A 5051-nucleotide genomic window follows, 5' to 3' on the forward strand; every position below is an offset into this window, starting at 1 on the left:
CACAACATGAAGCTGATGACCGCCGGCACCCTGTACGTCGCCTCCCTTGAGGGCAACTCCCCAGAAGATCAGATCGACGGCTCCGGCGAACTGCCAGAAGATGGCCAGTTCGACGGCACTGGTACCTGGCACAAGCTGGTCACCGTGGACCTAGACGGCAACGCAGAGTCCCACATTGACGGTTTCACCCCAGAAGAGGTTTGCGTGTACACCCGCCTCGCAGCCGACACGGTGGGCGCTACCAAGATGGACCGCCCAGAGGACTTCGAGCAGAACCCTGTGACCGGCAAGGCATACGTGGCACTGACCAACAACTCGTACCGCGGCGCCACTGGCGAAAACGCATCAAAGAACGAGGAAGACCCAACCGAGTACGCGCCGATCAAGGAAAACAAGAACGGCCTGGTCATGGAAATCGACGATGCCGCAGAGGGCACCGCCGAGGAGTTCAACTGGAACCTGTTCCTGGTCTGCGGCGACCCAGAAGAGGCCTACACCTACTTCGGTGGCTTCGACAAGGAGAAGGTCTCCCCGATCTCGTGTCCTGACAACGTCGCATTCGACAAGCACGGCCTGCTGTGGATCTCCACCGACGGCAACGCGCTGGGCACCCACGACGGCCTGTACGCAACCAACACCGAGGGTGATACCCGCGGTGAGCTGAAGTGCTTCCTCACCGTCCCAGCGGATGCTGAGACCTGTGGCCCATACATTGACGACGAGCGCGTCCTTGTCAACATCCAGCACCCAGGTGAGGGCGACGAGTCCACCGTTGAGAACCCATCCTCCCACTGGCCAGGTGGTGGCGATTCCAAGCCACGCCCAGCCGCGGTAGTGGTATGGAAGACCGACGGCGGCCCAATCGGCATCGCCTAACCACAATCAACACTCAAGCCGCCTAAGAACCCACGCCGGGTCCTGGGCGGCTTGTCCTTTTTGGTCGCCTTAGGCATCCTCGCCCAAGTTTTTGAACCCAATGCCCACGGGCACGCCCACATTATCGATGAGGCGCACCCCGCCCAGGTCCACACCCACCAGCAGGCGGGCATCGCCCTTCTCGGGTGGGGGCCCAAAACTGAGGTCGCGCAGCTCCAAGTAAGCGGGCTCCACTCCCCCGGCTTCGAGCACACCGCGGGCGGTGGACACGACCACCTCAGCGCCCTGCTCGGCGACGTGGGCACCAGCCGTCAGCGCTGCAGACACGACGACGGCCTTGGCGCGATCTTCCTCCGGAACATCCGCGTTGCGCAGCGAAATTGCCAGGCCATCGGGCATGCGCACCGTCGGCACCGAATGCAGCTGCACCTCCAACTGCAACGCCCACACAGCATGCTGCACAGCAACCAGCAGCTCGAAGTCTTTTTCGCCCAGCACCACATCGGTGGCGCTCGCCGCAATCGTGGCGGCCAGGATCCGGGTGGTGGCATCGTCGATAAGCGCCGGCTCCTCAAGGTGATCCAGCCCAGAGGTGACGCGCACACCGTGGGTGGGGAACTCGCCATGGAAGACAACGTCGACTTTCTCGCGGGCGAAATCCTCAGGAACCTCGTCGCCGCTGAACGTGACCATGACGATGGCGCCCGTGATCGACCGGGCAGCGCGGATCAGAGAGATCTGGCCGGCGTGAACTCCGCGCCCAAGCGGGATCAGGACAATGCGGCGGCCTGTTTTTCGAAACGCGCGGCCGTAGGTTTTGAACAGGGCAAGATCGTCGACGACGGTGGCTTCGCCTGGGGTAAAAGTCATGTCACTCCTTGTAGTCCAGCTGGGAAATCGCCCACAGCTCAAGGTCTTGGTCGTGCTGCAACTCCGCGCGGCGGCGCACCAGAGAGGCAAAGATGTGCGCACGGCCGGAATCCTCAATGGTGCGGTGCATCCGGTCGTAGGCCTGCGCGTCCAAGTGCTCGCGCGCGTGTGTTGGCCTTGGGGGCGCGGGGATCAGGTCCTCTGCCAGCTCGGGATGATCAAGCGTATCGACGAGCATAGCGCGCGCATCGACTTCCGCCTCCACGGCGAGGTCCCGGTATTCCCAGGCGGTGCGGATAGCTAGCCGCTGGTCATCGCTGACTGGGATAGAGGTGCCGCCGAACTCGCCGACGAGCAGTTCAATGATGGTCTCTCCGAGCTCATCCGTGGCGGCGGTGATCCAATTATTGTCGCCGATGTGGTGGGCCGCCAGCACGATAGCACCGGTGACCTCGATCGGGTCCAGCACCTGCACTCCGTGGTCCAGCGAGGTATGGATGAACATTTGCCCGTGGCGGGCATGTTGAGCGATCTTTTCGACGAGCTCAGCGGCAGAATCCTGGGCATCTAAGTCGATCACGACGAGGTCATAAAGGCTGACCTCTGTTGGATCCGCGTCGCGTGTCACGGTGTGACCAGTGGATTCCAAACCGTCCGCCAAGAAATGATCACCGATCACGCCAACATTGAGGCGTGGTGCGCTCACTCCCGCTCAGCTCGCTTTGCGCGCGCCAGTAGTTCAGCGACCGAGATGCCATCCTTGTTCTCATCACGGCGGCGGCGTCCGCGAGAATCCACCGCTGGCTCTGGTTCCGCATGCCTCGGCGCAGACTGCTCCGCTGCCTCTTCGCGGCGCTCGCTGATCAGCTGGGACAGCGGGTTCGACTCGCGGTTGGTCGGCTGCTCGTAGCCTCCGACGCGGCCAGCCACGGCTTCCGGTGATGGCGCGCGCGGGGTTCGTGGGGCAGCAGGCTTCTCCGGCGCAGCTGGCTTAGCAGGCTCGGCTGGCTTAGCAGGCTCGGCCGGCTTTGCAGGCTCGGCCGGATTCTCCGGCGCGGCAGGCGCAGCGGGCTCCTTCGGTGCTTCGGGCTCTTCCTGCTTCGGAGTGTCCTCCACAACCCCCAGCTCCGTGGTGTCCACGGTGGAGGGGCGCTGTGCGGAGTCCTTCTTGTCCTTCTTGGGCGATTCCTCCTCAGGAATCAGTTCCGAGTCGACGGGGGCCTCGTCGTCAAGCACCTTCTTTTCCGCGGCTTCGGTCTTAGCCTGCAGCTCGCGTACGCGGCGCGCCTCGGCCTGCAGAGCGGCGGGTTCGTAGCCCCATTCGCGGCCGGCGAGCTCCTCCAGCTGGGTACGCAGGGCGGCCAGCTCGTCTTTAATTTCTTGGAGCACGTCGGTGTCGACGACCGGCAGGCCTTCCTGGGCACGCGCGAGCTCTAACGACGTCTTGCTGTTTTCTAATTCAGCCTCTTGGGCCTTGAGTTCTGCGGCGTGGGCCTGCTTTGCCAGTTCTAGTTCGCGCTCGGCGGCGAGCTTGTCGTGGCGGGAGCGGCTGACCATGAAGGCGCCAATCGCGGCGGCCCACAGTGCGGCGAGGAGGGCGATCTTTAGTCCCACGTTGGAATCCGTGAGCAACATGATGATTGTGGCAAGGATCGCCAAACCGACGAGCCCCCACAGCCACAGTTGGCCACGATCGTTCGAGCGGTTGTCCTCAGTCATATTGCTTACCCTATCCAACAGTTTCGCCGTCAGCGGGTGGCGACACCTCACATGCCCGCTCCAAAATAACTCCAGCAATACTCAAGGCTACCCCACCAATTGCCCCGGAAAGCACTCCCGGGAGGTCCGCCTGCGCCGCCACCAACACCGACGCATTCGGCACCACGTACACCGCCATGCCCGCGTATCCGCCGCCGACGATCGCGCCTGTCCACGCGCTCGCCTTCCCGATCACCATGAAATTGGCCACCATCATGGGGTTCAGTTGCGAGCGGTCCAGGCCGATCAGCCCCTCATCGCGGCGCTTCTTCACCCAGTACGTCAGGAAGGCGCACACCACCGCCATAATCCACAGTGCAGCGGACGCCAGCGGGGAGATCGCGTTGAAATTTCCGTAAAAACCCCAGGTCAGTATGGTCAGGGCAGCTGCTGTGAACAGTCCTGCCCCGACGAGTCCTGAAATGGGTGTACGTGTCACCTGTGCACCAACCGAATCTGGTCGACTTCATCGGCATCGAGTCCACCGAGCAGCTCCGCGACCGGCCGGCCCTGAAGCTGCGCGTTCGGGTCGGCGTCCAGCCACGGCACCAGCACAAACGCACGCTCATGGGCGCGCGGGTGCGGCAAGGTCAGGACCGGATCGTCGCTGGTCACTTCCTGCTTATCGACGATCACCTGAACCACGTCCACATCCAAAGTGCGCGGCCCCCAACGTACTTCGCGGGTGCGGTTCGCTTGGTTCTCAATCTCTTGACAGCGCGCCAGCAGCTCTTCGGGCGTGCCATCCACCTCGACGATAAGGATCTGGTTGAGGTAGTCGCCTTGTTCCACAGGCCCCCACGGCGGGGTGGAATACACACCCGAGGATGCGATGACGCTCGCACCAAAAGCACGGCTCACGCTGTCAAGGTGAGCCCCGGAATCCTCCAGGTTCGATCCGATGGACAGTACTGCGCGCATTAGGCCCTCCTAATCTCTGCTGGGAGGATACGCGGCCCGGATTTGCGCGAACGACGAGCAACCACCGCCACGTCCTCGAACACCAACGGAATCGGTGCGTGTGGTTTGTGCTGCGTGACCTCCACGGAATGGAGCTGTTCAAAGCGGGCAATGGCGGTGTCGGCGATCTCTGAGGCCACCGTTTCGATGAGCTGGCGCGGGGTGCCACCAGCAATGTCGTAGGCGAGTTGGGCCAGCTCGGCATAGTTAATGGTTTTCGTCAGATCATCCCCGGCCGCGGCCTCAGCGAAGTCGAGCCAGCACGTAATGTCCAGGCTGAACGCCTGGCCGTGCTCCGATTCATGCTCCAGCACGCCGTGGTGGGCGTAGACTTGGAGGCCTTTGAGTTCGATCCGGTCTGCCATTAGCTCTCCTTCTGGCCAGCTGCCTCTTCGGGTGGCGTGCCCGTGCGCCAGGACGCGGCCACGTCCACCGCATCGCGGGAAACGGCGACCTCGTGCACGCGCACACCCCACGCGCCCAGCTGGGCGGATAAGGCGGTGACGGCCGCGGTGGCCGGATCCGCGTCGAGCGGCCCGTGCTCTAGGCCGCGGGCGGCGCGGATCCCGGTGAGGAAACGCTTGCGG

The 5051-nt window shown here is 63.5% G+C and carries 7 protein-coding genes and 1 pseudogene; 1 reads left to right on the plus strand and 7 read right to left on the minus strand.

Translation table 11 applies throughout. The features are described 5' to 3' along the window. On the plus strand, positions 1-876 hold an 876-nt coding region (locus ACHFGA_RS05595), incomplete at its 5' end, for a PhoX family protein (protein WP_394281433.1). 69 nt (positions 877-945) lie between these two features. Here ACHFGA_RS05595 and ACHFGA_RS05600 read toward each other — a convergent pair. From ACHFGA_RS05600 to ACHFGA_RS05630, 7 genes and pseudogenes are all read right to left on the minus strand, one after another. Further along, entirely contained in the window at positions 946-1746 is an 801-nt protein-coding gene (locus tag ACHFGA_RS05600) for a pantoate--beta-alanine ligase (RefSeq protein ID WP_394281434.1), read from the minus strand. A gap of 1 nt (position 1747) precedes the next feature. After that, positions 1748-2452, minus strand: a complete 705-nt coding sequence (locus tag ACHFGA_RS05605) for a hypothetical protein (protein ID WP_394281435.1) — start codon at positions 2450-2452, stop codon at positions 1748-1750. Beyond that, positions 2449-3465 carry a DUF6779 domain-containing protein gene (locus ACHFGA_RS05610; RefSeq protein WP_394281436.1) on the minus strand — a complete coding sequence of 339 codons (1017 nt, stop codon included), beginning with the start codon at positions 3463-3465 and terminating at the stop codon, positions 2449-2451. The genes ACHFGA_RS05605 and ACHFGA_RS05610 overlap by 4 nt, the downstream gene beginning before the upstream one ends. Positions 3466-3475: 10 nt before the next feature. Beyond that, positions 3476-3943 carry a DUF3180 domain-containing protein gene (locus tag ACHFGA_RS05615; RefSeq protein WP_394281437.1) on the minus strand — a complete coding sequence of 156 codons (468 nt, stop codon included), beginning with the start codon at positions 3941-3943 and terminating at the stop codon, positions 3476-3478. Beyond that, positions 3940-4425: a 2-amino-4-hydroxy-6-hydroxymethyldihydropteridine diphosphokinase gene (folK, locus tag ACHFGA_RS05620; protein WP_394281438.1), complete on the minus strand. Its 486-nt coding sequence runs from the start codon at positions 4423-4425 to the stop codon at positions 3940-3942. Before folK ends, ACHFGA_RS05615 begins: the two co-directional genes overlap by 4 nt. Next, positions 4425-4829: a dihydroneopterin aldolase gene (folB, locus tag ACHFGA_RS05625; protein ID WP_394281439.1), complete on the minus strand. Its 405-nt coding sequence runs from the start codon at positions 4827-4829 to the stop codon at positions 4425-4427. Before folB ends, folK begins: the two co-directional genes overlap by 1 nt. Further along, positions 4829-5051: pseudogene (locus ACHFGA_RS05630) on the minus strand (dihydropteroate synthase); the annotation flags it as partial. The pseudogene ACHFGA_RS05630 and the gene folB, both read right to left, overlap by 1 nt.

The organism is Corynebacterium sp., from assembly GCF_043426755.1.
Taxonomy (GTDB): domain Bacteria; phylum Actinomycetota; class Actinomycetes; order Mycobacteriales; family Mycobacteriaceae; genus Corynebacterium.